The sequence below is a fragment of the Moraxella sp. E33BD genome, assembly GCF_041807865.1.
Taxonomy (GTDB): domain Bacteria; phylum Pseudomonadota; class Gammaproteobacteria; order Pseudomonadales; family Moraxellaceae; genus Moraxella; species Moraxella haemolytica.
This window is the reverse complement of the sequence record NZ_JBGTZD010000006.1, coordinates 1-22,713: the sequence shown is the minus strand read 5'-3', so window position 1 is coordinate 22,713 and position 22,713 is coordinate 1. Positions and strand designations below refer to the sequence as shown.

Genomic DNA, 22,713 nt, shown 5'->3' with positions numbered 1-22,713 from the left:
TCCTTAATCAAAAACATTATTTGTCTGTAATTCATAAACAGAAATCAGTTTTTTAACTTCATTGAGTTGATGCCATAAACCAACATTATCTTTGTTGGCTCGTCTTTCAGCATTTATTACACTCTCTTTGAGTGCTTGTAAGGTTAAAGGCTTGCCAGTTTCTAAACACGCCCTTAGCCATGCTCCCAAATAGTCATCACAACAGTCATCTAGCCAACCTTGAAGTTCATCTTGCAACACTTTGGACTGCTCATTTAGTTCCTTTAACTGCTGTAACTTATCGGTTATCTCTGGTGTGATTTGAGATTTCATAGTTCCAATCCTTTCATAATAAATGCTCGTGTTTCGGCACTCGCCTGCCGAAAGCGTGTCAATAGTTCTCGCTCATCTGCATTTTGGGTAGTCATCTGCTCGCCCAATGCTTCTTGATAAGCGGGAAGCTGTTTTAAATCGCCAATGGTTCTGCCGATGCGAAAATCATTTAAAAGATAGTACGCTTCCATTCCCATTTCTATCATTAAGCCAAGCTGTTTGATGGTTGGACTGGATTTTTCCTGTTCCCAATCCACAACCGTGCGTTTTGACACCCCTATTTTTTCAGCAAATTGGGGTTGTGTCAGGTTCAATCTGGCTCGCTCTTCTTTCAATCTTGTTCCAAACACGAAAATTTTCTCACTTTTTTGAAAAAATACTTGAAAAGTGCAGATTTCTGCACTATCATATACACATCACACAAACTTATCTTAAATCACACATTTAACCATAGGAGTTGTTATGACTACCAAAACCGTTGAGCAGGTCAAAGCCGAGTACCGTGCCAAAGGCATTCCTATCGCCAAAGTTGCTCGTGAGCAAGGCTGGACACCCCAAGAAGTGTATAAAGTCTTTAATGGACAAGCCAAAGGACACTTCGGGCGTTCGCACGACATTGCGGTGTTTTTTGGCTTAAAACAGGGCGAAATGCGTGTCTAAAATTTCGGTATATTTTAGCACAAATTTGCACATTTTACCAATTTAACCCCTTATTTTATAAGGTTTTTGGAGTAAAAATATGAGCGGTAAAGGTACTCGTATCCTGCAAGTTTTTAAGGCATTGCATAACCACCCCTTGATTGGGATTAGCAATAAAGAGATTGCCGATAACTTAGGATTTACCCCCACCCAAGTCAGCCGTGATTTGGCGGATTTAATCAGTGAGGGCTTGGTGCAAAAACTGGACAATGGCAACTATGCCTACTCTATCCGCACCCTGCAAATCGCTGAAAACTATCGCAAACAGCACGAGAGGCTAAAAGCAAGAATGGACGAAATTCAACGCAATGTCGGTATCGGCTATTAGGCAAAAGTGCTGATGTCGGGATTTTTAGGCAAAATGGACGACATCGTCCATTTTCAAAATTAACATCAACAAAAGGTATCAAAAATGAGTGAAATTGAAAGCGTAGAAGTCATCACCGCTGATGTCATCAACCAACAAGCCCTGCACAGTATGCAGGTGATGGAGCAATGGGGTAATGGCGAGGTGTATAACGAAGCGACTTGGATTGAACGAGGTCGCCAAGCGGTTGTCAAAACCTTAGAGGGTATGTTTGAGCTTGGAAAAACTTTGATTGTACTAAAAGAACATACTGAACACGGTCGTTTTCGTGAAATTGCTGAACAAGAATTGGGGCTACACTCAAAAGAAGTTACACGCCTAATGAATGCCACCAAACGCTTTGCCACCCCACAAATGCAAAAAGCCCAGCCTAAGCTCATCACGCTTGGCAAATCCAAACTGCTTGAGCTTTTGGTGGAAGATGACGACACCCTAGTGGAGCTTGCCGAAGGTGGCGATATTAATGGTAATACGCTGGACGATGTGGACAGAATGACCATCAAAGAGCTAAGCCTAGCCCTCCGTGAAGCCCGTGAGGACAGCAAAGCCAAAGACAAGGTGATGAGCGAGAAAAATGCCAAGATTGATGAGCTTGCCGAAAAACTTGCTAAAAATAAAAACAAACAGCCCAAGCCTGCCGATGTCGCACGAGAACTGTCTGCACAACTGGCAAGTGCAGAAGTGTCCGCTCGCTCCGAGATTAGCAAATTAAAAGATATTTTTGATGGTCTTGTCGCTCACAAAGAAGCACACGGAAGCGACCATACCGCCCTCATGGTGGGGGCTATCAATCAGCTCATCCTAGACTGTGAAATCCTTCGTGGGCAATACCTGCTACCAACGGATGTTCCGACAGGCGAAGTCCCTGTTTGGCTAACACAAGATGAACCTATGGGGGCGGATGATAGAGATATGCCGTTGCCTTTTGATGATTCAGAAGACGAAGTGTAATAAACAATCATAAGGGTCAAAACAATGGCAACCGATAATACAGCCCCAAACCCAGCTTTGATAGAACGCCTAGGCGAAATCGCCAAAACCGTCCAAAACCTAGGGCGTGGCGAAAAATCACGCTACCTAAAAGCCAAAGCAGACGAGCTGGGTATGAGCATCTCAACACTGTATCGCAAGCTAGAAAGTGTGGCGGTCAAACCTACTCGCAAAGCAAGAAGTGATAAAGGCGAGATGACTTTGACCCTTGATGATGCCAAGCTGATTAGTAGCGTGGTGATGGAGGGTATGCGAAAAAATGGCAAACGCATTATGACGGTGGAGCGAGCGGTAACGATGCTTCGTGCGGGCGGTATGATACAGGCGTGCCATACAGACGGCACAGCATTGTCGGTGGGGGCGATTGTGCGTGGGCTAAAAGCCTATCATCTGCACCCAGACCAACTGTTAGAGCCCAATCCTGTGGTGTCTATGAAGTCTTTGCACCCTAATCATCTGTGGCAAATTGACCCCAGTTTGTGCATTTTGTACTACCTGCCACGAGCGGGTAAAGATACAGGACTGCGTGTGGCAAGCCACGATGAGTTCTATAAGAACAAGCCTGCCAATGTTGTCAAAATCATCAATGACCGTGTCTGGCGGTACACAGGCACAGACCACACCAGTGGGGCAGTGTATTGTCATTATTATTTTGGTGGGGAGACTTCGGCAAATTTGTGCGACTTTTTTATTCGTATGATGTCGCCCAAAGCTGACATCGGCAAAGACCCCATCCGTGGCGTACCAAAGATGGTTATGCTAGACCCTGGTTCGGCTAACACCAGCTCCGCCTTTAAGACCTTATGCCAAGCCCTAGATGTGGCGGTGCAAATCAACAAGCCCAATAATCCACGAGCCAAAGGGCAGGTAGAAAAAGCCAACGACATTGTCGAGACGCATTTTGAAAGTGGCTTAAAGTTTGTACAAGTGAGCGACATTGATACTCTAAACGCCCTTTGTGATAAGTGGCTACGCTATTTTAATGGGCAAGCCATTCACTCACGCCACGGCATGACCCGCTATGGGGCGTGGAGTAGGATTAAATCTGATGAGCTTGTCAATGCCCCACCAGCCGAGTATTGCAAATCACTCGCCCTGTCTGTGCCAAAAGAAGCCAAAGTTACCCCAGAGCTTGAAATTCGCTACAAGGGCAAGGTGTATGATGTCTCAAACTTGCCTGTACTTGTCGGACAAAAAATCCTAGTCGCCCAAAATCCGTGGGAAGTGGACGGTGCTAGGGTCTGCGTACCGACAGCGGATGGTGTTGGCGAGAATTGGGTGGCTGTGCCAGAAGTGCTATTTGACGAGATGGGCTTTCGTGAAAGTGCCATCATCGTGGGTCAAGGTTATAAGGCTCACAATGACACCAAAGCCCAAACACACGCCAAAGAATTGCAAAAACTTGCGATGGGAGTGGATACGCTTGAACAAGCACAAATCAAACGCAAAGCCAAGGCTCTACCCTTTGATGGCAAACTTGACCCCTATAAGTACAACGATACAGTACTTGACAATGATAACACGCTGTTTATGCCCAAAAAAGGCGTGCAGAGCGTGGAATATGGTCGCTATGAAAAAACCATTGCTGAGCCTGTCTTATCAAAAGTGGACATCGCCAAGCAATTAAAACCACGCTTAGAGGAACTGGGGGCGGATTGGAGCTTGGCGGTCAAGGTACTGCAAGAACGCTATCCTAACGGCATTCATGCCAGTGGTCTTGATGAAGTGTTTGAGGTTTTGAGTGAAAGTAGCGTGCTAAAAACGATTTTAAAAATTGCATAAGGATTAGGAATGAAAACTGCCTTTAACGAGCTTGGAAAATCTTATCAGGCCGTGGCAAATGAGCTGGGGGTCAGCAAAACGGCTCTTGTCAATGCTGTGGTTCACGGTGTGTTTCCAAGCAAAAATACCAAACAATTTAAGGTAAATCTTGCCAACCATTTTATTAAAAATGGGGTCAGCGTGCCAAGCATTTTGACCCAAAGCCAAAACCCAAAAACTCCCATAAGTCAAGATAAGGATGAACTTATGCTACTTAGAAAATCCACCCTAAACCCCCAAACTCGCCGTCATTTTGGGCTTGCCAAAGACCCCTTTGATGACGAAATTCGCTCATCAGACGATATTTTTAAATCCGATGATGTCCGCTATATCCGTGAACGCCTATATGATGTGGCAAGTAATGGCGGGTTTCTTGCGGTCATTGGCGAGAGCGGTGCAGGCAAATCTACTCTGCGTGAAGACTTACATGACCGACTTTTTAAGGACGGAAAAGCCACCACTCTCATTGAGCCGTATGTGCTGGCGATGGAGGATAATGACATCAAGGGCAAAACCTTAAAATCGGTACACATTGCCGAGGCTATCCTAGAAGCGGTCGCCCCAAGCGAAAAACCCAAAAGAAGCCCAGAGGCTCGCTTTCGTCAAATCCACAAGGCTCTGACCGAAAGCCACAAGGCGGGCAATCGCCACTTGATTGTCATTGAGGAGGTTCACGGTTTGCCCATTCCCACCTTAAAACATTTAAAACGCTTTCATGAGTTAAAAGCAGGATTTGACCGCTTGCTTGGCATTGTGCTGATTGGACAGACCGAGCTTGCCACCAAGCTGGCTGAAAATAATCCTACCGTGCGTGAAGTGGTGCAACGCTGTGAGATTGCCACCTTAGAGCCTTTGACCGATGGTAAATTGGCGGGTTACTTAAAGCATAAATTTGAGCGAGCAGGAGGCGATATTAAACAAATCCTAGATGAGTCCGCTCTTGATGCCATCAGTCAACGCCTAACCGTCAAGTCTCGCACCAAAGCTGGCACGCACGAGCATAGCTTGCTCTACCCTTTGGCGGTCAATAACCTAGTCGCCCACGCTATGAACGAAACCGTTTATTTGGGTTTTGATAAGGTAGATGGCGACATCATCAAAAGTATCTAAACTTGGGTTTAATATAAGGAAAAAACCATGAATCAGCAATCCAAAAACACACACATCACCCCAGAAAAACTTGCCAACCCCTTAACGGTTGGTCAGTATCTTATCTTACAAGACAAACGCCAAGAGCTAGATGGTATGAGCTTTGATATTTCAAACATTAAACGCCGTCAAGACCGTCAAGCAGGTTGGATTATCCTACTACTTATCTGCGTGATGGTGTTGATGATTGCCATGTTGTTTGTGCTGACCTTGTAGGAGTGTGTTATGCCAATGATTTTGCACATTGATGATAATACCTATGCCAAAAACTCGCTAGGCTTGCTCATGCTAGATGAGGCTTTGCAAATCTTAATCAAAAATGGCGAGCTTGATAAAAACAAACTTATCAATGCCATCACAAAAGCCAAAAATGAGTTGTTTAAACTCAACCAAGACAATGACGACAACCTGCTAAAAATGCGACTGTTTATGACCGCTCACACTTTGCAATGTCGTTATCTTGAATTAACTTAACCAAACCTGCGGAGTATTTTATGACTGAACAAACCCCAATTGCTAATACCGCCATTCCTGACGGCTACCGTCTAAACGACAAGGGACACCTTATCCCCCTTGATAAAATCAAGGAAATTGACAAGCTAAGAGACGAAACTGTCATCAATCTTGTCAAACAAGCCCTAAGTCTCCAAATTCAAATGCGGTCTATCAAAGAGCAGTTTTTTGCTGAATTTCACAACTTCGTGGAACTCTCCGCCCAAGAATACGATACTCATATTGGCGGTAAAAAGGGCAATGTGTCTTTAATGAGCTTTGACGGCAAATACAAAGTGCAAATTGCTATCCAAGATAACCTTGTGTTTGACGAACGCTTGCAGGTTGCAAAATCCTTGATTGACGAATGTCTGCGTGAGTGGACAGCCGACAGCAACGACAACATCAAAGCCATTATTGACAATGCTTTTGCTGTTGATAAGGAAGGCAAAATCAATATCCGCCGAGTGCTATCCTTGCGTAGCCTAAACATCACAGATGACAAATGGCAAAAAGCAATGCAAGCTATCAGTGATGCCACCCAAGTCATTTCATCAAAAGAATATATGCGGTTCTATGAGCGAGATGAATACGGAAAATATCAGCAAATTAGCCTTGATTTTGCCAATCTTTAACTTCAAAACAATGGCAAGAGTTGGTCGCCTTGTCATTGTCCCAAAAGACCAACTTTAAAAGGTAACATATTATGAACAAACAAGAACTTATTAAATCTGTCTATGACAAAATGGACGGCTTACCCCTAAAACAATGCGAGAATGCCGTTAATGCGGTGCTAGGTAGCATCAAAGACGAACTGGCAAAGGGTGGTGAAGTCAATCTGGTAGGTTTTGGCTCGTTTGCTGTCAAAACCCACAAAGCCCGCACAGGTCGTAACCCACAAACAGGCGAAAAACTGACAATTCCAGCCAAAAAAGTCCCATCGTTTAAGGCGGGTAAAGGACTAAAAGAAGCGGTTAATTAAACACACCAAGCCCAAATGATAAGCAGGGGTAAGCCTTGCTTATCATTACCCATTAAGGAAAATTAAATGAGCCAATATAAAACCAAACGAACTGCATTAAATAAGCCCAAACTCATTCAGCTTATCCATATCGGCAAAAGTAAACTGTGCCTTGATGACGACACTTACCGCTCGCTCCTTGTGGCAATGACTGGCAAAGACAGCACCAAAGCGATGACTATCAGTGAATTAAACAAGGTATTGGCAAGGTTAAAAAAGCTTGGGTTTGTGGTAACACATAAGAAAAAAGACCCAAAGTCCATAGACGATAAGGCAAGTCTTGACATAGAACAACAAATCAAACTTATCCGCCATCTGTGGCTGGATTTACACGCATTGGGAGCGATTAGAAATGAGAGTGAGCAAGCATTGGCAACTTATATCAAAAATCAAACCCAAACCGCCATAGATGATTTGGATAGTGAGCAAGCCAGCAATGTCATAGAACGCCTAAAAAAATGGCGTAAACGGGTAGAAAAACAAGCCAAACCAACACTTAACCAAAGGAAGTCAAAATGAGCAAATCCCGCCAACACGAATTTAGTCAAGCCCTATATGACATCATTTATCACGCCCTGCTCGGTCAAGGCGTGGATAAGACACAGGCGATCGCCATTGCCGAAGAGAGTACCGACACCGTGCTTGATGAGTTTGGCGGTGAGAATTTGTACATTCCAAAAAACATCTCTGGCAAAGCCGCCCGCCGTAACCGCCAAATCTATGATGAGTTCACAGGCGACAACCACGAAGTCCTTGCCAAAAAGTATGGTGTAACCTTGCAACGCATTTACACCATCATCAAAGAACAACGCCAATTTGAGTTTAATACCCGCCAATTCTCCTTGTGGGACGATTGATGTTATCCAAACGCCCCACAAAAGGCGGTCAAAAACGGTCAAAACCGCTTTTAACGCCCTTATCCCACCAAATCCCCACATCACCCCAAATACGCCCTAAAAGCCCTAAAATCGCCCCCTAAAATCGCCCATTTTCAAATCCTAGTAAAATCCTTAATGTATCCACCGAATTTCTTAAAACGCTTATCTACAATAGTAGAAATTATGTTAATGTCGTTAGACAAAACATATTATACAAGATTGTGCCTAGCAAATAAATCATTAAAACGCTTTAAAAGACCAATCCCTCAAAGTATTGCATAATAGCCCAAAATTACATTGGATTTTGTTATGCAAACCATACAACACGAAATCTTTATCGCTGGCACACGAGCCGATAACTCGGGCAAAGAAGTTACCATCACGCCTGACGACCTTAATGCCATTGCAAATGGCTACAATCCAAGCTTTCACGAAGCCCCCATCGTCATCGGACACCCTGATGACAACGCTCCCGCTTATGGCTGGGTCAAATCCTTGTCTGCCAAAGGCGACAAACTGTATGCCCAGTTTGGCGAAATGGACGCAGGCTTTGTGGACTTAGTTAAACAAGGGCGTTATAAGAAACTCTCCGCCAGCTTCTACCCACCCAAACACCCAAGCAACCCTAAGCCTGATAACTGGTATTTACGCCATATTGGGTTTTTAGGAGCGTTGCCTCCTGCGGTCAAGGGCTTATCGCCTGTCAGTTTTAATGACAGCAGTGATGGCGTTGTCAGTTTTGGCGAGCTGTCCGAGAGTGAAAAACTTGTCTTTGATATTAAAAGTATCTTTGCCAGATTTTTTAATTTTAGTGAAGCTCCTGCAAATCAAGCTGACGCAGTAAATCCAAGCGTGGACACCAACACTCCACCAAAAACCGATACTGATGGCGAAGGCAAATCCAATGACCTAAATTCCACCCCAATCCAAAGCAACCAAAGTGAGAATACAATGAATCAAGATGTAACCGAAGCACTGGCACGAGCCGAAAAAGCCGAAGCAGAACTTGCTAAGTTTAAAGCTGAGCAAGCCAAAAAAGAGCGAGATGTGGCAAATACCGTCAATGCCAATTTTGCCGAAACTCTGGTCAAAGAAGGCAAAATTAAGCCCTGTGATAAGGAGCTATTAACCCAAGTGTTAAACTTTGCCGAATTTCCAAACGATACCACCGCTGACTTTGGCGAGGGCGATGACAAAAAGTCATTGGCGGCGGCATTTAAAGAATTTTTAGGTAACTTGCCAAAACAGCACTTACACCTGACCGACAAAGTTACCAAAAGCACGGTAAGTTTTAGCGAAAATATGTCCCACCACGAGCGAGCCACAGCCTTGATGAAATCCGAAAACATCAGTTATGAAGAAGCTGCCCGCCGTACGGCTTAATTTTAAAATAATTTTAGGAGTATATGATGAGTGCAACACATCTATCACATCTGCGTGGCAAAGACGAAGTTTTAACCAATCTTGCTTTGGGCTATATGCAGTCGGATTTTATTGGCGAGCAGATTATGCCTGTGGTTTATACCGATAAAGAAGGTATTAAAGTGCCGATTTTTGGCAAGGGTTCGCTGGTGGAATATGAGACCGAGCGAGCGGTCGGTGCAGCAAGCAACATCATCACGCTGGACAAGTCCACGACAATGCCTGTGGTGCTAGAAGAACACGACTTAGCCGCAGGCGTGGACTACCGTGAACAGCACGAGAGCCAGTTTGACGAACACGCCAAAGCCACCCGCCGTGTCACCCAAGGGGTGCAACTTCGCCAAGAAGCAGAAATCGCAAGACTTATACAAACAAAATCGGTCTATGCCAATGCTCACAGCAAGGACTTTGCGTCCGCCAAGTGGACAGCAGATGATGCTGATATTCAGACCATTATTGATGATGCCAAAGAGCAGGTGCGAAGTGCCACAGGCGTAACCCCAAAGACGCTCGTACTAAGCGGTCAGGTCTACACCCAAATCCGCCGAAGTGCCAAACTTCGCTCGCTGATTAGCGACAGTACCAATAAGCCACTGCTCAATGTCGCCACGCTTAAAGAGCTGTTAGAACTTGATGAAATTTTAATCGGTAATGCGGTATCTATCCCAGTGGGCAACAAGCAAACCCGCCCAATCTGGGGCAATTTTGCTAGCCTTATCGTCCGCCCAGACCAAGTACCAAGCGGTAATGACGAGGGTGTACCTGCGTTTGGCTATACTTTCCGCCGTCGTGGGCTACCTGTCGTGGACAGATATGATGATGTGGGTGGTAAGGTGCAATATGTGCGTTATACCGACATTCGTAAGGCTGCTGTCGTGGGCGGTGCGTGCGGTTTCTTATTTGAAAATGTGATTTAAGACTTGAAAATTAAGGAGAATAACAATGGCAAATCCGACCAAATCTGCTGTTGTCGCTGTAACGATGCTGGCAATGAGCGAGCTTATCGGCAACCGTTTTGTATCCGCCAAAGGTAAACAAGCCACCGCTGACGAACCTATCTTTGGCATTGTCCCTGTGGACGCAAAACAAGGTGAGTCCGTGGCGGTAGAAATTTTGGGTGTAAGCATTGTGGAATCTGGCGGTGCGATTGCCCAAGGCGACAAAGTCGGCTCAGACACCCAAGGCTGTGCCATTAAATCCGAAACAGGGCAATTTCTCGCCTTGTCATCGGCAAGCGGTGCAAATGAACCTGTCAAAGTCCTATTAAGATAAGGGGAAAACCAATGAAAAAAGTCCAAGTAAATACCCCTTTAATCTTAGAACAAAATGGCGAGCTGGTGCGTATTGACACAGGTCAAGTGATTGATTTGACTGATGATGTCTATGCCCAAGTATCCGCCCACACCACGCTACTTGATGATGTGTCAGATAAGTCAGCTGATGAACCTGTATCCGAGCCAGTTTTTGAGCCACAGCCAACAACACCTGATGAAATCGCCCCAGAAGTGGACGAAACTGCTAATGGCGACACAGCAAGCGATGAAGTGGCTACCACCGAAACTGCCCAGCCTAAAAAACCCACTCGTAAAAAGGCTTAACCAATGAACCACACCGCCCCTTATATCAGCCGTGAGGATATGATTGCCTTGTGTAGCAAGGTAGAGCTTATCCAGCTTAGTCGTGATGACCTTACCAATCATTATGATTATCAAGACATCGAGCCTGATTGGGCGGTGGTGGATAAGGCAATCAGCCATGCTTGCCAAGTGGCGGACGGTTATTTGGCGGGGCGTTATGCTCTGCCTTTGCAATCTGTGCCAACGCTACTGAATACTTGGTGTGGCGACATTGCCCGCTATTGGCTACACAAACGGCGGATTAACGCCAGCGAAATGCCAAAAACCTTGCAAACCGCCTATGACGATGCTTTAAAAATGTTAAATCTTGTTCAAAATGGCAAAATGCACCTATTTGCCACCGACCTTACCAAAAACGAAAACGCCTTACACAAAGAGCGTGGGGCGTACCGAGTACGCTCTCGTGGCAAGAGTGATTGGAGTGGTTACTGATGACAGACAGCATTACTTTGGCGATTTTGGCAAGTGTGCGAGAAAAGCTCCGTCAGGATTTGCCAAGCATAGAAGTGGATTTATTTCCTGATAATCCTGCCACTTATCGCTTTATTCACGCTGTTGGGGAGGTATTGATTGGTTATCAGGGGTCGGATTATGAGATGACGGACGACACACACGCCATTGTCCAAACTCGTAAATTAACCTTTTCACTCACCATCTTTGGGCGTGGCGTACACCACGATAAGGGGGCGATTGCCCTGCTTGACAAGGTGCGAGCGGTCATCACAGGCTTTCGCCCTAAGCATTGCAACAAAATTCATCTGGTCAGTGAACGCTATCTGCATCAAGACGGAGGGGCGTGGCAATATGAGTTAAAGATACGCACTAAGACCCAAAGCGTGGAAATCTGTCAGAGCGACAATCGTCCCAAACTGGTGCAAGTTCACACAAGACGCCCCTTTGACCCTTTAAATTCAACCCTTAAAAAGAAAACCCCTTAAAAGGAGTATTTTATGTCTTTTCATCACGGCACCGAAACCAAACGCATTGACGGTGGTTCTAGCCCTGTTTATACCGTCAATGGGGCGATTACCGCCATTGTGGGGACTGCTCCCATTGGTGATGTCAATGTGCTAACCCTATGCCAAACCGCCAAAGATTTTGCTCAATTTGGCGGAGACGAGGCGACCCGTGCAGGCTTTACCTTGCCTGACGCTGGTCATATCTGGACACGCTACAAAGCAGGTCTTGCTTATGTGGTTAATGTCTGCGACCCTGCTCGCCACAAGACAGTGGTGGTGGATGAAGTCTTGACCGTGGATGTCAATACCTTAACCGCCAAAACCCGTAATCCTGCCATTCAACGAGGCTATACCGTCAAAGACGGTCAAACCGTGCTAAATTCCAACCAGTACACCATTAACACGCTGACAGGCGAGATTACCTTTAACGCCCGCCCCACTGCCCCAACCATTAGCTACACCTACACCGACCCTGCCAAAGTTACTGAGGCGGATATTTTGGGCGGATTTGTGGCAAGTAGTGGTAAACGCACAGGCTTGGAGCTTTTAACCGAAGGCTTTGGTAAGTTTGGTGCGGATGCTAAAATCATCATCGTGCCAGAGTATGATAAGACCGCCACGGCAAGCTTAGCGATGATTACCATGGCAAACAAGCTCAATGCCATCGCCTACATCAACGCCCCCAAAGGAACCAGCTTATCTGCCGTCCTACAAGGGCGTGGGGCGACTGGCACGATTAACTTTAACACCAGTAGCGATAGAGCCGAGCTGTGCTATCCGTATGTCGTGGGTATTTTGGGCACAGAACACCTTGCCACACATTTGGCAGGTCTGCGTATGAAAGTGGATGTGGACAAAGGCTACTGGCATTCAAAATCTAACCACGAACTGCTTGGCGTAACCGCCTTAGAAATTCCGCTCACCGCTCGCATTGATGACCCACAAAGCGAGACTAACCGCCTAAATGAAAAAGGCATTACCACCGTCTTTAATAGCTATGGCACAGGCTTTCGGGCGTGGGGCAACCGCTTGGCGTGCTTTCCTTCTATCAGCCATATCAAAAACTTTGAAGTCGCACAACGCACAGGCGATATTATTGATGAGTCTATCCGCCAGTTTGAGCTGCAATATGTGGACAGACCGATTGATGATGCGTTAATTGATAGCCTTATCGAGGGCATTCGCACTTATTTGGGCACACTCAAATCCATTGTTGGCTACTCGGTGTCATTGGATTATGAATACGACCTTGTGGACGCATTTAGCAAAGGGCAAATTCCGCTCGTCTATGACTACACACCAAAACTGCCTGCCGAACGCATTACCAATGCCAGCGTAATGACAAGAAAATACTTGGTCAATTTGACTGGTAAAAAATAAGGGGAAAAACCATGCAAATTAATGCCATTTTTAACGCCAACATTTATGTCAATGGTAACAGCCTACTGGGTCAAGCCAGCGAAATCAAGCTACCTGATGTGGAAGTCAGTCAAGATGAATACAAGGGTCTTGGACTGGTCGGTACGATTAAACTACCATCAGGCGTAGAAGCACTAGAAGGCGAGATTACTTGGAACAGCTTTTATGAAAATGTCTTTGCCACTGTCTATCACCCATTTAAGGCGGTGCAGCTGATGGTGCGTGCCGACATTCAAAAGCACGACGCACAAGGCTTGGCGGCGGAAGTGCCACTGGTTACAATCCTGACAGGCACATTCTCCAAAAATCCTTTGGGAAGTTATAAACCCAAAGAAAAGGCGGAGTTTGCCAGTACTTTCCAAGCCCACGAAGTGCGACAGCTGGTGGACGGTAAAGAAGTGTTTTATTTTAACGCCTTTAAAAATGAGTATCGTGTGAATGGGGCTGATGTACTGGCGAACTTTCGCAGGGTGGTTGGTGCTTAAAGGATTTTTCTTAAAACCCTTTAAAAGACCCAAAAGCCCAAACTCTCTAAAATACGCTTATCGTTTGATGAGCGTATTTTTTTAACCTTTTATTTACGGAGTTTGTTATGTCAAGCCAAAATCAAAACACCACCAATCCCGCCCACCTTGTTGCCGAGCAACTAAACACTCATACCATGATTGTGCTTAAATTTCCCATTAAAAATGGACTGGGTGAAACGGTGAGCGAGCTTAAAATGCGTCATGCCAAAGTGGGTGATTTGCGAGCGGTTGGACAACTTAAAAACGAGATGGAGCAGGAGCTTGCCTTATTTGCTCGTCTGACAGGACTTATTCCAGAAGATTTGGATTTGCTTGATACCGCAGATTATAAACAAATCCAAGACACTTTTCGCAAATTTAGCGAACTCTAAGGGCAAGAAGCCTGACCTTAATTGGCTAGATAGGCTCTATGATGCCATCGCTGACCTTGCGTGGTGGTATGGGTGGAGCAGCCAAACCATCGATGAGCTAAGTCTTGATGACTTTGATGTCTGGCTAAAACAACTATCCCGCCAAGTGAAGGCGGGATATGGGAGAGGTGGAGGTTAGGAGATTTGTTGTTTGTCATCAAGTCTTACCATCAGTCTTTCCCAGTCTTTCTTGATAGCTTGCTCATTGCGTTTTGAGATTTGGCGTTGGTCATAGATGAAAGTCGCCACAACAAAAGGCAGTAGGACAACGAACAACACCAAGAAAAACATCAAAATCATAAAAGGTATCATCAGCCAAGCCATATCTTGCCCCTTGTCTGGTTAAAAGAACTTAGGAACATTTTACCTTATGGCAACCGAATTATCAATTGTTATTAGTGCCTCTGCCATGATTGGTGGGGCGATGTCTGCCATTCGCACGCTGACAGGCGGACTAGACAGCGTTCGCCGCAGCTCAAATATTCTAGGCAATGAGCAAAGACGGTTAAGGGGTGAGATAGATCGCCTAGGCACATCAACTGCCGTGCCACGATTGCAACGCCAATACGATCAGCTGGGTAGGACAATGCGAGACTTGCGAATGAACGCCGTCCAGCAAGCAGGTATCCAAACTCGCCTAGAAAACAACCGTCAAGCTCGTGCCAATATGCAGGGCGAAGTCATGGGTCTGGTTGGGGCAGGACTGACGCTCGCTGCCCCTGTCAAACTTGCCATTGATTTTGAAAGCTCAATGGCAGATGTCAAAAAAGTGGTGGATTTTGGCGATAATCCTGTTATTGCTAAAAAACAATTTCAAGAATTATCCGACGAAATTCTACACCTATCTACCATCCGTCCCATGTCCGCTAATGACATTGCCCAAATCGTAGCATTAGGCGGTCAGTCAGGCATCGCTCGAGGCGAGCTCATGAAATTTGCTGACGATGCGGTTAAGATGGGTGTGGCGTTTGATGTTTCAGCACAGCAGGCAGGTCAGTCGATGGCTGAAATGCGAACGGCTTTTGGTATGAGCCAAACGCAAGTGGTGGAGCTTGCCGATCAAATCAATCATTTGGGTAATAATACCCCAGCTGCTGCCAAAAGCATTATGGATATTGTCCAAAGGGTTGGTGCTTTTGGCGAGGTGGCTGGTTCATCGGCAGGTGCGATTGCTGCGGTTGGTGCGACCATTCGTGGTATGGGTGTTGCAGATGAAGTTGCTGCTACTGGCATTAAGAATATGTTTTTGGCGTTAGGCAAAGGTGAGAATGCTACTAAAAGCCAAAAGGAAGCATGGGAGAAACTAGGTCTCAACCATGAGCAAATTGCCAAAGATATGCAGAAAGATGCAGAAGGCACAACCCTTAAAGTCCTAGAATCCATTTCAAAACTCGAGAAGCACGAACAAGGTCAAGTGCTAGAATCTCTATTTGGCTCAGAGTCCCTGCTTGCCATCGCTCCGTTATTATCGCAATTGGACACCCTAAAAGATAACCTAGATAAGGTCGCTGACAGCACACAGTACGCAGGCTCAATGAATAAAGAATATGAAGCTCGAGCCGAAACCACCGCCAATAATCTACAAACCCTAAAAGGTCATATGACAGCCTTGGGTATCAGTATCGGCTCGGTAGTGCTACCTGCGTTAAATGGGCTGATTAACGACTTAAAACCCGTCATCGAAAAGGTTGTTGCCTTTGCTAAAGCCAATCCTGAGCTGATTGGCACACTGTTTAAGGTGGCAGCGGCATTGTTTGCTTTTAAGGCAGGCTCGCTGGTTACTAGATTTGCTTTTAACCTAATGTTTGGTGGGTTATTAAGTATCATGGGTATAGGGATTCGTACAGCCGGCACATTAAAACTACTATCAGCATCGTTTCAGTTATTTAAAATGGGTAGAGCTGTATCTGCCCTGCGATTGTTTGGGCTATCCGCTCGTCAAGCCCGCACTGCGATTAGTCTGTTTACAGGTGGGTTTAACCTCATCAAATCAGGCATTACCGCCTTAACTTCCGCTTTTGGTAGGCTTGTTTCACTCTCTGGCGTATTTAATATCCTGCGAGTGGCGGTCATGGGCTTTGGTCGGGCTCTTTTGACCACACCGATTGGCTGGCTTGCCCTTGCGTTGGTGGGTGTGGCATTGGTGGTTTATAAATACTGGACACCGATTAGCTCCTTCTTTTTGGGTCTGTGGGACGGCATTATGGCAGGGGTCGCTCCATTACAAGGCACATTTTCTGGACTTTGGCAGACCATAATGGGAGCATTTACCCCATTGCAGGGCGTATTTGACGGTTTGGTGGGGATTTTTGGGGGATTGTGGGCAAGCATTTCACCCTTTGTTCAGCCGATTTTAGACTGGTTTTTGGCATTTTTTACCCAATCCGAGCAAGGGGCAGAAAGTGCCAACGCCTTTGGGCAGACGGTAGGCGGTGTCATTATTGGCATTTTGACCACTGTTATCCAAATTGGGGCAAGCATTATTGGGGTGTGGGCAAGCATATTGGATGCGATTATCAGTACCGCCGTTAGCATTTGGCAAGGCGTGTCGTATGTCTTTATGGGGGCGATTGGCTTTGTTTCATCGCTGCTTTCATCCTTTAATCCGTCTGGCATTATGGCGGGTGTGCTTGGTGCGGTCATCGGTGTGGCAAGTGCGATTTGGGCAAACATTAGAGCGGTATTTGTTGGAGCAGTAAATAGCTTAATGGCGGTCATTCGTGGATTTAGCCCAGTTTCTGCATTCTCTACCGCTTTTTCTGCTGTGTGGGGCTTTTTAAGCGGACTTGTCGGTCGCTTTCGCACCTTTGGGGTCAATATCATTCAAGGGCTTATTGGTGGTATCAAATCAATGGCAGGAGCTGTGGTTGGGGCGATTAGTAGCACCGTGGGCAATGTCGCTGGTACCGCCAAAAGAATGCTTGGCATTAACAGCCCAAGCCGTGTGTTTCGTCAGTTTGGCTCGTGGGTGTCCGAAGGCTTGGCGATTGGTATTGATAAAGGCGGTCAAAAGCCCATATCCGCCATTAGCTCTGTTGCAAGTGGCGTAACGGCAAACTTTGGGGCAAAAATGGGCAATCTGTCCGCCCAAATCAGCACAAGCGTGGGCGAACATCAAGCAAGAATGACAAGCACCAACGCCACCAATGCCAATCATCAAGGCAACATTACCATCCATTTTAATCCCACCATTAACACAGGTGGCGGTGATGTGGGCAAAATTGAAAGAGCCTTGCAGTTATCACAAGCCGAATTTGAAAAAATGTTCGCCAGAATGCAACAAGATAAATTACGGAGAGCTTACTGATGTACGCCATGCTGGGGCAAATCCCCTTTGAAGCCACAGAAAGCTTTACCGCTTTGACTACCACGCATGACGCCAAATTTGTCCATCACGAAGTCATACAGGGCAAGCCACGCACACAAGGCTTGGGGCTACTTCTCGACAAGCTCAAATTTAGCCTGCGACTGCATTGGCGACTGGGTGATGTAGGCGGGCAGTATCAAGCCCTGCACCAAGCCTTTATCTCCCAAGACGCACAGGCATTGGTAACAGGCTCAGGGCAGATGATTGGCTTTTATACCATTGACAAATTATCGGTCACCACCATCGCCCAAAACGACACAGGTGATACTTTGGCTATGGACATCGATGTGGATTTGACCGAGTTTATCGGCGACCCTACCACCCCAAATCCCACCCCAGCCATTGCCACGATGGACAGCGTGCCGCTCTTATCCATCAAAGATGACAGTATCAATACTCCCATAGACATTGAAACAGCAAGCCTAATGGCAGATGTGGGGGCATGGCACAGAAGCGAAGGACTGCTTGATGGCATTGGAGCAAAAATCGCCTTGCTTGGCGAATTTCACAACGACCCCGCTCGTTATGCCTTGACCTTATCAGGAATCGTATCAGACGGCACAGGCATTATCAAAGATTTATCAAACATTCCTGCACTGTCCGCTTATGCTGATAAATTGGACGGCATGGGTGGTTTTGGTAGTGCGGTATCTGATACGCTGGGCAAGGTGGGTGTTGGCATCGGAGCGGTGCAAAGTGGCGATCTGATACAGGCAAAAACCGCTTTTGTAGGTGCAATGGGGGCAATGAGCATTGGCAAATCCACCGTCAGTAAGCTCACCGCCAAAATAGCCAGCAAAAAACCATTAAAGGGATTAAAAACTGGGGGATTGTTTAGATGAGTAGCGTACTAATCCACACCTGCAATGAACACGACCGCTTTGATTTAATTGCTCATCGTTATTATGGAACAGTAGATGAGATTGGGCGAATTATCGACGCCAATCCACAGCTTGCTCTATCTGAGACCTTGACCGCAGGCACGACTGTCTTTGTGCCGATTATTCAAAAATCACAAGCCAAAAACACCAATCTACCCCCTTGGTTTAGAGATTGACCGTTTAGGGATTAACAATGATACAAAATACCGACAAGCCCAAATTTGCCGTCATCTATGAGCAAAAAGACATCACAAACGCCATTGTGCCTTATCTTTTGGAGATCACTTATACCGACTATCTGTCTGACCAATCAGACGAGATTACTTTAACGCTTGAAGATGTAGATGGCGACTGGTTGTATGACTGGTATCCCGATAATGGCGATGGCGTGGAGCTGTATTTGGCAGATGACACAGGCGAGCTTGTGGCATTGGGACGATTCGAGATTAGCGAGATTGAATACCGCTATCCACCGTCTGTTGTTGTGTTAAAGGCACTCTCCACAGGCATTAGTAAGGCAAATCGCACCATCAAAGCCAAAGTCTATAAAGACACCACCCTTGCCGACATTGTCCGTACAGTGGCAAAACGCCTAAATCTGTCGGTAACAGGGCAAATTCGTGATATTAAAATCACCACTGTGACGCAGTATCAAGAGCGAGATGTGGAATTTTTGACCCGCCTTGCCAAAACTTATGGGCATAGCTTTAAGATTGTGGATAAAACTTTGGTCTTTTATGATAATGAAAAACTGGGCGAAAATAAAGCGGTGGCGGTGCTGGATAAAACTTCGGTCATCGATGTGCGTTTTTTTGATGTTATCAAAGATACACCAAGTGAAGTACAAGTCTCCACCTACAACACCCAAAAGAAAGAAACCATTACCAAAACCGCCAAGCCCAAACCCAAAAGAAAAGGGGTAAAACCTACCACCACCGACACCCTAAAAATTACCGCCCCCAACAATGCCACAGACAGCGAAGCACAAGCAATGGCAAATGCCCACGCCCAACATCAAGCCGATGAGCAAATTGCAGGGGAGATTGAATTGGTGGGCAATGCCATGCTGGTGGCTGGACAAACGATTATCGTGACTGATTTTGGTAAATTTAGTGGTAAATATCTGGTTAAACAGGCTCGCCATACACTAAACAATCAAGGTTTTTTAACCATGATTGAGATTAAAATGCTGGAATATATTGACCCAAAAGACAACAAAACACAGGAAAATACTCAATGAACTACGCCCATAACAACCTGTCCGCCACACTCCAATTTGGCGAAGTCAGTGAAATTGACCCAAACAGCCACAAAGTGAAAGTCATTTTGGGTGCGTTGGACGGCATGACAAGCGACTGGCTCCCTGTCATCACAATGGGAGCGGGTGGCAATCAGTTCTACGCCTTGCCCGATGTGGGGGCGACTTGTGTGTGCCTGATGAACGCAGGTGGCGATGGCGGTGTGGTGCTTGGCGTGATTTATAATGACCAAGATACCCCACCAACCAGCAATGGCGAGCTGTGGGTCAAACGATTTAGTAATGACACCACGATTAGCCACAACCGCCAGAACGGACAAATCATCATAGAGACAAATGGCGATTTACTGATAAAATCCGCCAAGCAAGTAACGCTTGACACCCCAAGCGCCATCATCACAGGCAATGTACAGGTAACAGGGAGACTTACCGCAAGTATAGATGTGGTGGGCGGTTGGGTCAGCCTAAAATCGCACACGCACGGTGGGGTTGCTGGTGGTAACAGTCGCACAGGCACGCCTTGATTTATCCGTATTTTTCTTAAAACCCTTTAAAAGACCCAACTACCCAAAACCCCTACAATACACCTAAATCACTTTGGGTGTATTTTTTTTGTAGGTCAAAATGACAACCACCAACCACCGCCATTGGCAACTCTCACACGACAGCACGGCAATGACTGACATTGACGACATTCATCGCTGTATCGAGATTATTTTGACCACCAAAAAAGGCTCTGATGTCCTGCGTCCGACCTTTGGCTCGGCTCATTTGGATTATTTGGACGCACCGACTGACATTTTAATCCCTAATGTGGTGCGTGAGATTCATTTGGCACTGCAAACTTGGGAAAAACGAGCCACCATCAAAGACATTTATTTTACAGGGCAAGCACCGCACCTGACGATGATACTGGATTGGCAAGTGGCGGACGGTGTTAAGGGTGAGATTTATAAAAGCGAATTTATACTTTAAAACATAAGAGCATAGGGGCAAGGCGTGGCATTACCAAAACGAGAAAATCTTAAAATCGTGGACGATGACATTGACACAATTTTAAGCCAGACAATCAAAGACTACGAACACCGAGCAGGCAAAGTGCTACAACCTGCTCATATTGAACGCCTGCTCATCAACACCTTTGCGTTTCGTGAATTGCTATTACGAAAACAGCTCAACGAAGCCTACCGCCAGCAACATATCCCATACGCCACAGGACTAATGCTTGATGTCGCTGGGGCGGATTTTGGCACACATCGCCTGTCCGCCAGCCTGCGGATACTGTCTTGGAATTTAGTGTTAATCCTTCTGAAATCGGCAATTTAACCATTCACATCAATAAAGGCACACAAGTTTTAGCGGGTAATGTCGCCTTTGCCACCACAGAGAGCGGACAGCTTAGCCAAAACCGCCCAAGCATTCGCTTAAATGCCGTTTGTACCCAAACAGGCACAGTGGGCAATGGCTATGCCGTAGGGCAAATCAGCACGCTGGCAACTCGCCCACACCCCACCGTTACCGTATCCGCCAAAAATACCACCATTAGCCAAAATGGGGTTGATGTGGAAAATGACGACAGCTACCGAGAGCGGATTATGCTTGCCTTTGAACGGTTTTCTAATGCAGGCTCAAAGGGGGCGTATGCCTACTTTGCTCGCTCTGTTAGCCAAGAGATTATTGATGTCTATGTGGGCAATGCCAAAGACCGCCAAGGAGAGCCGATTGGTGGCACGGTGGCGGTGCATTTGCTGGGCAAATCTATGCCCATCTCGGATAACTTAATTCGTGAGGTCGCCAAAGCCCTAAATGATGAAAAAGTACGCCCCCTGTGCGATACAGTAACGGTCAATAGTGCCAAAGTGGTTAATTTTACCCTAAATGCTGAGCTGACCGCCTTTACAGGGGCAAATGTTGATGAAGTCTTAGCAAATGCCAAAAGTGCTTTTAATGCCTATAAGCAGGAAGTAGAAAGCAAATTGGGGCAAGATGTCGTTCCCCTAAACATCGCCAAAACTTTGCAAGTGGCGGGCGTTTATGATGTTAAGCTGATTAGCCCTACCTTGACAGCCATTGCCCCTGACATGGTTGCTATTTGCAATCACATCAATATCCGCATTGTGGGGCAAACCGATGGCTGATACCTTAACTGACAATTCGCTCATCTATGCCGATGTCATCGCCAAAGAGCAAACCTTTACCGCTTTGGCGGATTTGGGGCTTGCCCTTGATGAGTTGCCGATAGATAAGCTCTTAATTCGTCTGATTGACCTTGTGGACAGCTCACATTTGCCGATTTTGGCAGACAGTATGAGCGTGGTGGGGGTAGATGGCTATTGGCTTGCCGAGAGCGATGAAGCAAGGCGAAATCTCATCAAAGGGGCGTATGACCTGCACCGTTATAAAGGCACGCCGTGGGCAGTCAAGGAGATTGTCAGACGACTTGGCTTTGGCAATGCCACGCTTGAAGAGGGCTTTGGTGGCAAACGACATAATGGCGAAATCACAAGGCGAGATGGTGTCTATAACTATGGGCATTCTGACCGCTGGGCGTATTACCGCATTATCATTCACGAACCTATTACCCTTGAACAGGCGAACCTGCTTAGAAAGACTTTGTCCGCCTTTGCTCCTGCTCGCTGTATCTTGTCCGCTCTTGATTTTACACAGGCAAGCATTCGGCATAATGGCAAAATCATCCGAGATGGCAGATATACTCGTGGCACAGCTTAAACGACTTTAATTTGTAAGGAAAAGATTATGGCAAATCTTAGAGAGACCTCAACTTGGGAAGCTGGTATTTATCAGCTTGAAACTTCAGACCCTGTAATGGGCGGGGAAAACGGCATTGATAACAGAGCACCAAGACAGCTTGCCAACCGTACTCTGTGGCTAAAAAATGAGTTGGCAAGGCAGATTGAAGTGATTAACAATACAAAACTTACCAAAACCGAAAACGCCGTCTCTGCAAGCAAACTTGCCACCACCCGCACCCTTGCCATTACAGGCGATGGCACAGGGCAAGCCAATTTTGATGGGTCAGCCAATGCCAATATCGCCCTAACCCTTGCAAACTCTGGCGTAACCGCAGGCTCTTATAACTCGGT

Annotated in this window: 33 protein-coding genes and 1 pseudogene; 31 read left to right on the top strand and 3 right to left on the bottom strand. The window is 46.2% G+C overall.

Going from position 1 to position 22,713, the window contains the following annotated elements:
* Positions 1-3: 3 nt before the first annotated feature.
* The gene (locus ACERC6_RS04680; protein WP_373627966.1) at positions 4-312 is read right to left on the bottom strand and encodes a hypothetical protein; all 309 of its coding nucleotides are present in this window, start codon (positions 310-312) and stop codon (positions 4-6) included.
* Entirely contained in the window at positions 309-662 is a 354-nt protein-coding gene (locus ACERC6_RS04675; RefSeq protein WP_373627965.1) for a helix-turn-helix transcriptional regulator, read from the bottom strand. The genes ACERC6_RS04680 and ACERC6_RS04675 overlap by 4 nt, the downstream gene beginning before the upstream one ends.
* Before the next feature lie 112 nt (positions 663-774).
* Between ACERC6_RS04675 and ACERC6_RS04670 the strand changes: the two genes are divergently transcribed.
* The 21 genes from ACERC6_RS04670 (at position 775) to ACERC6_RS04570 (ending at position 14,242) form a co-directional block, all read left to right on the top strand.
* Positions 775-972: a hypothetical protein gene (locus tag ACERC6_RS04670; protein ID WP_029103634.1), complete on the top strand. Its 198-nt coding sequence runs from the start codon at positions 775-777 to the stop codon at positions 970-972.
* Between the two features lie 79 nt (positions 973-1,051).
* Positions 1,052-1,339, top strand: a complete 288-nt coding sequence (locus ACERC6_RS04665; protein ID WP_046702073.1) for a helix-turn-helix domain-containing protein — start codon at positions 1,052-1,054, stop codon at positions 1,337-1,339.
* Positions 1,340-1,423: 84 nt separating this feature from the next.
* Positions 1,424-2,329 carry a hypothetical protein gene (locus ACERC6_RS04660; RefSeq protein WP_373627964.1) on the top strand — a complete coding sequence of 302 codons (906 nt, stop codon included), beginning with the start codon at positions 1,424-1,426 and terminating at the stop codon, positions 2,327-2,329.
* A 24-nt stretch (positions 2,330-2,353) separates the two neighbouring features.
* Positions 2,354-4,150: a hypothetical protein gene (locus tag ACERC6_RS04655; RefSeq protein ID WP_373627963.1), complete on the top strand. Its 1,797-nt coding sequence runs from the start codon at positions 2,354-2,356 to the stop codon at positions 4,148-4,150.
* Positions 4,151-4,159: 9 nt separating this feature from the next.
* Positions 4,160-5,299, top strand: coding sequence for an ExeA family protein (locus ACERC6_RS04650; RefSeq protein ID WP_373627962.1), 1,140 nt, complete (start codon positions 4,160-4,162; stop codon positions 5,297-5,299).
* Between the two features lie 27 nt (positions 5,300-5,326).
* Positions 5,327-5,554 carry a hypothetical protein gene (locus tag ACERC6_RS04645; RefSeq protein WP_373627961.1) on the top strand — a complete coding sequence of 76 codons (228 nt, stop codon included), beginning with the start codon at positions 5,327-5,329 and terminating at the stop codon, positions 5,552-5,554.
* Positions 5,555-5,563: 9 nt separating this feature from the next.
* On the top strand, positions 5,564-5,812 hold the full coding sequence (locus ACERC6_RS04640) for a hypothetical protein (protein ID WP_373627960.1): 249 nt from the start codon (positions 5,564-5,566) through the stop codon (positions 5,810-5,812).
* Positions 5,813-5,832: 20 nt separating this feature from the next.
* Entirely contained in the window at positions 5,833-6,465 is a 633-nt protein-coding gene (locus ACERC6_RS04635; protein ID WP_373627959.1) for a DUF3164 family protein, read from the top strand.
* A gap of 71 nt (positions 6,466-6,536) precedes the next feature.
* A complete protein-coding gene (locus ACERC6_RS04630; protein WP_373627958.1) occupies positions 6,537-6,812 on the top strand; it encodes an HU family DNA-binding protein in 276 nt (91 codons plus the stop codon).
* A 66-nt stretch (positions 6,813-6,878) separates the two neighbouring features.
* Entirely contained in the window at positions 6,879-7,370 is a 492-nt protein-coding gene (locus ACERC6_RS04625; RefSeq protein ID WP_373627957.1) for a gp16 family protein, read from the top strand.
* Positions 7,367-7,708 (top strand): Mor transcription activator family protein, encoded by a 342-nt coding sequence (locus tag ACERC6_RS04620; protein WP_373627956.1) that lies wholly within the window; start codon positions 7,367-7,369, stop codon positions 7,706-7,708. The genes ACERC6_RS04625 and ACERC6_RS04620 overlap by 4 nt, the downstream gene beginning before the upstream one ends.
* 330 nt (positions 7,709-8,038) lie before the next feature.
* Entirely contained in the window at positions 8,039-9,112 is a 1,074-nt protein-coding gene (locus ACERC6_RS04615) for a hypothetical protein (protein WP_373627955.1), read from the top strand.
* Positions 9,113-9,138: 26 nt separating this feature from the next.
* Complete coding sequence (locus ACERC6_RS04610) at positions 9,139-10,068, top strand: hypothetical protein (protein ID WP_373627954.1); 930 nt, start codon at positions 9,139-9,141, stop codon at positions 10,066-10,068.
* 25 nt (positions 10,069-10,093) lie between these two features.
* A complete protein-coding gene (locus tag ACERC6_RS04605) occupies positions 10,094-10,423 on the top strand; it encodes a DUF2190 family protein (protein WP_373627953.1) in 330 nt (109 codons plus the stop codon).
* An 11-nt stretch (positions 10,424-10,434) separates the two neighbouring features.
* Positions 10,435-10,749 carry a hypothetical protein gene (locus ACERC6_RS04600; RefSeq protein ID WP_373627952.1) on the top strand — a complete coding sequence of 105 codons (315 nt, stop codon included), beginning with the start codon at positions 10,435-10,437 and terminating at the stop codon, positions 10,747-10,749.
* Between the two features lie 3 nt (positions 10,750-10,752).
* A complete protein-coding gene (locus tag ACERC6_RS04595; protein ID WP_373627951.1) occupies positions 10,753-11,220 on the top strand; it encodes a gp436 family protein in 468 nt (155 codons plus the stop codon).
* Positions 11,220-11,726, top strand: coding sequence for a Gp37 family protein (locus ACERC6_RS04590; protein ID WP_373627950.1), 507 nt, complete (start codon positions 11,220-11,222; stop codon positions 11,724-11,726). Before ACERC6_RS04595 ends, ACERC6_RS04590 begins: the two co-directional genes overlap by 1 nt.
* A gap of 12 nt (positions 11,727-11,738) precedes the next feature.
* Positions 11,739-13,127 (top strand): phage tail sheath family protein, encoded by a 1,389-nt coding sequence (locus ACERC6_RS04585; protein WP_373627949.1) that lies wholly within the window; start codon positions 11,739-11,741, stop codon positions 13,125-13,127.
* A gap of 11 nt (positions 13,128-13,138) precedes the next feature.
* Entirely contained in the window at positions 13,139-13,651 is a 513-nt protein-coding gene (locus ACERC6_RS04580; RefSeq protein ID WP_373627948.1) for a phage major tail tube protein, read from the top strand.
* A 107-nt stretch (positions 13,652-13,758) separates the two neighbouring features.
* Positions 13,759-14,064 (top strand): phage tail assembly protein, encoded by a 306-nt coding sequence (locus ACERC6_RS04575; protein WP_373627947.1) that lies wholly within the window; start codon positions 13,759-13,761, stop codon positions 14,062-14,064.
* Complete coding sequence (locus tag ACERC6_RS04570; RefSeq protein WP_373627946.1) at positions 14,006-14,242, top strand: GpE family phage tail protein; 237 nt, start codon at positions 14,006-14,008, stop codon at positions 14,240-14,242. The genes ACERC6_RS04575 and ACERC6_RS04570 overlap by 59 nt, the downstream gene beginning before the upstream one ends.
* Here the strand turns inward: ACERC6_RS04570 and ACERC6_RS04565 are convergent.
* The gene (locus ACERC6_RS04565) at positions 14,239-14,427 is read right to left on the bottom strand and encodes a hypothetical protein (protein WP_373627945.1); all 189 of its coding nucleotides are present in this window, start codon (positions 14,425-14,427) and stop codon (positions 14,239-14,241) included. The genes ACERC6_RS04570 and ACERC6_RS04565 overlap by 4 nt on opposite strands.
* Positions 14,428-14,473: 46 nt before the next feature.
* Between ACERC6_RS04565 and ACERC6_RS04560 the strand changes: the two genes are divergently transcribed.
* The 10 genes and pseudogenes from ACERC6_RS04560 to ACERC6_RS04515 all read left to right on the top strand — a co-directional run.
* Positions 14,474-17,410 carry a phage tail tape measure protein gene (locus ACERC6_RS04560; protein WP_373627944.1) on the top strand — a complete coding sequence of 979 codons (2,937 nt, stop codon included), beginning with the start codon at positions 14,474-14,476 and terminating at the stop codon, positions 17,408-17,410.
* A complete protein-coding gene (locus ACERC6_RS04555; protein ID WP_373627943.1) occupies positions 17,410-18,312 on the top strand; it encodes a phage tail protein in 903 nt (300 codons plus the stop codon). Before ACERC6_RS04560 ends, ACERC6_RS04555 begins: the two co-directional genes overlap by 1 nt.
* Complete coding sequence (locus ACERC6_RS04550; protein ID WP_373627942.1) at positions 18,309-18,527, top strand: tail protein X; 219 nt, start codon at positions 18,309-18,311, stop codon at positions 18,525-18,527. The genes ACERC6_RS04555 and ACERC6_RS04550 overlap by 4 nt, the downstream gene beginning before the upstream one ends.
* Before the next feature lie 17 nt (positions 18,528-18,544).
* Positions 18,545-19,591, top strand: coding sequence for a phage late control D family protein (locus ACERC6_RS04545; protein ID WP_373627941.1), 1,047 nt, complete (start codon positions 18,545-18,547; stop codon positions 19,589-19,591).
* On the top strand, positions 19,588-20,133 hold the full coding sequence (locus tag ACERC6_RS04540) for a phage baseplate assembly protein V (protein WP_373627940.1): 546 nt from the start codon (positions 19,588-19,590) through the stop codon (positions 20,131-20,133). Before ACERC6_RS04545 ends, ACERC6_RS04540 begins: the two co-directional genes overlap by 4 nt.
* A 100-nt stretch (positions 20,134-20,233) precedes the next feature.
* Positions 20,234-20,584 carry a GPW/gp25 family protein gene (locus ACERC6_RS04535; RefSeq protein WP_373627939.1) on the top strand — a complete coding sequence of 117 codons (351 nt, stop codon included), beginning with the start codon at positions 20,234-20,236 and terminating at the stop codon, positions 20,582-20,584.
* 24 nt (positions 20,585-20,608) lie between these two features.
* Positions 20,609-20,935, top strand: a complete 327-nt coding sequence (locus ACERC6_RS04530; RefSeq protein WP_373627938.1) for a hypothetical protein — start codon at positions 20,609-20,611, stop codon at positions 20,933-20,935.
* Complete coding sequence (locus tag ACERC6_RS04525) at positions 20,896-21,747, top strand: baseplate J/gp47 family protein (RefSeq protein WP_373627937.1); 852 nt, start codon at positions 20,896-20,898, stop codon at positions 21,745-21,747. The genes ACERC6_RS04530 and ACERC6_RS04525 overlap by 40 nt, the downstream gene beginning before the upstream one ends.
* On the top strand, positions 21,740-22,339 hold the full coding sequence (locus ACERC6_RS04520) for a phage tail protein (RefSeq protein ID WP_029103142.1): 600 nt from the start codon (positions 21,740-21,742) through the stop codon (positions 22,337-22,339). Before ACERC6_RS04525 ends, ACERC6_RS04520 begins: the two co-directional genes overlap by 8 nt.
* A 27-nt stretch (positions 22,340-22,366) precedes the next feature.
* Positions 22,367-22,713: pseudogene (locus ACERC6_RS04515) on the top strand (hypothetical protein); the annotation flags it as partial.

Bases quoted from the DNA above. Each gene is read 5' to 3' on its own strand.
- ACERC6_RS04540 (WP_373627940.1), top strand. From the start codon at position 19,588: ATGAACTACGCCCATAACAACCTGTCCGCCACACTCCAATTTGGCGAA.
- ACERC6_RS04605 (WP_373627953.1), top strand. From the start codon at position 10,094: ATGGCAAATCCGACCAAATCTGCTGTTGTCGCTGTAACGATGCTGGCA.
- ACERC6_RS04555 (WP_373627943.1), top strand. From the start codon at position 17,410: ATGTACGCCATGCTGGGGCAAATCCCCTTTGAAGCCACAGAAAGCTTT.
- ACERC6_RS04630 (WP_373627958.1), top strand. From the start codon at position 6,537: ATGAACAAACAAGAACTTATTAAATCTGTCTATGACAAAATGGACGGC.
- ACERC6_RS04590 (WP_373627950.1), top strand. From the start codon at position 11,220: ATGACAGACAGCATTACTTTGGCGATTTTGGCAAGTGTGCGAGAAAAG.
- ACERC6_RS04655 (WP_373627963.1), top strand. From the start codon at position 2,354: ATGGCAACCGATAATACAGCCCCAAACCCAGCTTTGATAGAACGCCTA.
- ACERC6_RS04565 (WP_373627945.1), bottom strand. From the start codon at position 14,427: ATGGCTTGGCTGATGATACCTTTTATGATTTTGATGTTTTTCTTGGTG.
- ACERC6_RS04635 (WP_373627959.1), top strand. From the start codon at position 5,833: ATGACTGAACAAACCCCAATTGCTAATACCGCCATTCCTGACGGCTAC.
- ACERC6_RS04665 (WP_046702073.1), top strand. From the start codon at position 1,052: ATGAGCGGTAAAGGTACTCGTATCCTGCAAGTTTTTAAGGCATTGCAT.
- ACERC6_RS04545 (WP_373627941.1), top strand. From the start codon at position 18,545: ATGATACAAAATACCGACAAGCCCAAATTTGCCGTCATCTATGAGCAA.
- ACERC6_RS04660 (WP_373627964.1), top strand. From the start codon at position 1,424: ATGAGTGAAATTGAAAGCGTAGAAGTCATCACCGCTGATGTCATCAAC.
- ACERC6_RS04625 (WP_373627957.1), top strand. From the start codon at position 6,879: ATGAGCCAATATAAAACCAAACGAACTGCATTAAATAAGCCCAAACTC.
- ACERC6_RS04550 (WP_373627942.1), top strand. From the start codon at position 18,309: ATGAGTAGCGTACTAATCCACACCTGCAATGAACACGACCGCTTTGAT.
- ACERC6_RS04670 (WP_029103634.1), top strand. From the start codon at position 775: ATGACTACCAAAACCGTTGAGCAGGTCAAAGCCGAGTACCGTGCCAAA.
- ACERC6_RS04575 (WP_373627947.1), top strand. From the start codon at position 13,759: ATGTCAAGCCAAAATCAAAACACCACCAATCCCGCCCACCTTGTTGCC.
- ACERC6_RS04610 (WP_373627954.1), top strand. From the start codon at position 9,139: ATGAGTGCAACACATCTATCACATCTGCGTGGCAAAGACGAAGTTTTA.
- ACERC6_RS04520 (WP_029103142.1), top strand. From the start codon at position 21,740: ATGGCTGATACCTTAACTGACAATTCGCTCATCTATGCCGATGTCATC.
- ACERC6_RS04535 (WP_373627939.1), top strand. From the start codon at position 20,234: ATGACAACCACCAACCACCGCCATTGGCAACTCTCACACGACAGCACG.
- ACERC6_RS04680 (WP_373627966.1), bottom strand. From the start codon at position 312: ATGAAATCTCAAATCACACCAGAGATAACCGATAAGTTACAGCAGTTA.
- ACERC6_RS04560 (WP_373627944.1), top strand. From the start codon at position 14,474: ATGGCAACCGAATTATCAATTGTTATTAGTGCCTCTGCCATGATTGGT.
- ACERC6_RS04620 (WP_373627956.1), top strand. From the start codon at position 7,367: ATGAGCAAATCCCGCCAACACGAATTTAGTCAAGCCCTATATGACATC.
- ACERC6_RS04600 (WP_373627952.1), top strand. From the start codon at position 10,435: ATGAAAAAAGTCCAAGTAAATACCCCTTTAATCTTAGAACAAAATGGC.
- ACERC6_RS04585 (WP_373627949.1), top strand. From the start codon at position 11,739: ATGTCTTTTCATCACGGCACCGAAACCAAACGCATTGACGGTGGTTCT.
- ACERC6_RS04645 (WP_373627961.1), top strand. From the start codon at position 5,327: ATGAATCAGCAATCCAAAAACACACACATCACCCCAGAAAAACTTGCC.
- ACERC6_RS04595 (WP_373627951.1), top strand. From the start codon at position 10,753: ATGAACCACACCGCCCCTTATATCAGCCGTGAGGATATGATTGCCTTG.
- ACERC6_RS04580 (WP_373627948.1), top strand. From the start codon at position 13,139: ATGCAAATTAATGCCATTTTTAACGCCAACATTTATGTCAATGGTAAC.
- ACERC6_RS04615 (WP_373627955.1), top strand. From the start codon at position 8,039: ATGCAAACCATACAACACGAAATCTTTATCGCTGGCACACGAGCCGAT.
- ACERC6_RS04640 (WP_373627960.1), top strand. From the start codon at position 5,564: ATGCCAATGATTTTGCACATTGATGATAATACCTATGCCAAAAACTCG.
- ACERC6_RS04650 (WP_373627962.1), top strand. From the start codon at position 4,160: ATGAAAACTGCCTTTAACGAGCTTGGAAAATCTTATCAGGCCGTGGCA.